The sequence below is a fragment of the Sodalis-like endosymbiont of Proechinophthirus fluctus genome (assembly GCF_001602625.1).
Classification (GTDB): domain Bacteria; phylum Pseudomonadota; class Gammaproteobacteria; order Enterobacterales; family Enterobacteriaceae.
In genome coordinates this window covers 37,775-39,742 of the sequence record NZ_LECR01000023.1, presented here as the reverse complement: position 1 = coordinate 39,742, position 1,968 = coordinate 37,775, and the positions used below count along the sequence as shown (strand labels likewise).

The following is a 1,968-nucleotide window of genomic DNA, read 5'->3' as shown; positions in this document are numbered from 1 at the left end:
AAATTTTCAACTCTAATATATTATTATGTAATGTAATTATTTACTGTAAAAAAATAGGCGTCGGGAGGAAATTTACAATTCTACGTCAGCAAATTTAATTGTGATCCCTCACCTATTCTTCCCGACCAACTGAATTTCTTGCTTGCGTAATTTATCATTAATATCAGCGATATCCCGACGAATTATCCTCGTAGCAATGGTAGTTTTGGCCAAAAGATGGCTCAGGATTAGATAACTATTATGGGATATTCAGCTATTTTAATATATTAAGTTGCCGCTCAGTCAGAGCCTTATCATGGTTGGTTTCCGCTTGTTGCTAGGGTGATGATGGGCTGAGTCTCATCTAAACAAATCGGTAGAGCACTGTAAACATTAAAAAGTAGCCACTTAGTGGCGCGAGGTGCTGACCATCAACGTCCGCCTCATCAGTAAATAAGTGAGGTTTCTAGTGCATATATTGGCGAGGCATAACGTGTGCGTTTAAGAGTGAATTTAAAGATCCAGCAGAGTCAGAAAAATAACCAACTCCCCTCTGACGCCAGGAAGGGTATTCCCCTCGCCGCTCACGCTCGGCAGCTCCTGGACGCCTGGCGCCATTTTTCTTCCTGCCCGGTATACTTCATTTCTCACCCGGATAGGCCCCATAAAGATTATCATCACCACGATGTGCATTTCCAGCGCAGTATGTGCAGCCATAATTCTGTAGGTAACGTTTCCTTATAGATCAGTGAATTACCGGCTTTGCGAAATAGAATTTTTTGTTTTTTCCTCTGGTTAAAAGTTGGAGTTGTTCACAATTTTTACGGCTATTGCCGATACTGCTTGTGATGGAGGTAACGATGCTAAATAAAACAGCACGTCTGGAAAGAGTATGTTGATGGCCGATCGACAGTGAATTTCTTGGCATTCTATCTCAGTGTTACCCGTAAAAATTCGTATCGATTTAACATCTCTGGAATAGGAAGGGCTTATTATTCGATCGCTTCCACGGCGGTGCCAATCTTTCGTCCATTACCTCCAATGAAAATATTGTCTCTGCAGAAAATATAAGTATCAGAGCGTTATTTATTACGAATTCTCAATCACTGTCAGGAAGGTGGCATTAGCGTTACTCAAAATCATTCCGGCCGGGGTAAGGCATACATACTCGGCTCATTTAATGCCGGCATTGTGGGGCAGGCCGAGCGTTTTCCTAAAAGTGGCTAAACGCTTGTCGTCAGTGAAAATACGCAGAGCGTTCTGCTGGCCGAAAATGGCTATGTCACCCACCTGTCGGCGTTTTCTGCCGTGGTGGTGCCCCGAGATGGACCTGCGGTTATATACAAGTTTGGACGTTATGAATCTTACTCACAACACGGTGGTGTCAATTACTCTACAGCATGGTGCCTAACGATGCCCTGGATACTACACCCTGCTGTATGAGGACAGTTTTGCCAGTCCAGCGCTCATCTTTGAGCCCCGCAGGAAGGGTTAATCGCCGCCACCTTGATTCAATCAAGGGCTAGCATATCATTGAGCCAGCGCCTGACTGACGTCACTAGCGGGTGCTGTACGAGCCAGTGCAGCTCAACGTGCATGCCGGTCTGCGGCTCACCGACGAAACGCACGCCATCCAGGCCGCTATTGCCGGTCCGGGTGTGGAAATTTTCATCCTGCTGTTGGCGAAAGATTTTCTTGATAAAGCAATACTCTGCGTGCAGTCAAGATGGAGGTTAACGCCCGGTAAAAATATGCAAGATAACGTTGCTAAAACCTCAATGTGTTGCCTCTTGGCAACCCCAGGGGATCTGCTATCCTGCGGTCTTTCAATCAGCAGGTGCAGAAGAGCAACATCAATCACCTTGGCGTCAGCGTTAACACTTTGGCCTATCATTGATGGTCAAGACTCTCATGTCATCCGATTACGCTGCCGGCGTGGAAGCCCCGCGCGAACACTCTCACCGATAAACTACAGTTTTGGCCAGCCGC

At 46.1% G+C, this 1,968-nt stretch carries 1 protein-coding gene and 1 pseudogene; one reads left to right on the top strand and one right to left on the bottom strand.

Annotation, left to right across the window (positions count from 1 at the left end):
• Positions 1 to 492 precede the first annotated feature (492 nt).
• The gene (locus BG74_RS02685; protein ID WP_066596411.1) at positions 493 to 696 is read right to left on the bottom strand and encodes a hypothetical protein; all 204 of its coding nucleotides are present in this window, start codon (positions 694 to 696) and stop codon (positions 493 to 495) included.
• 848 nt (positions 697 to 1,544) lie between these two features.
• Here BG74_RS02685 and BG74_RS14725 point away from each other — a divergent pair.
• Positions 1,545 to 1,968 (top strand): annotated as a pseudogene (locus tag BG74_RS14725) (hypothetical protein); the annotation flags it as partial.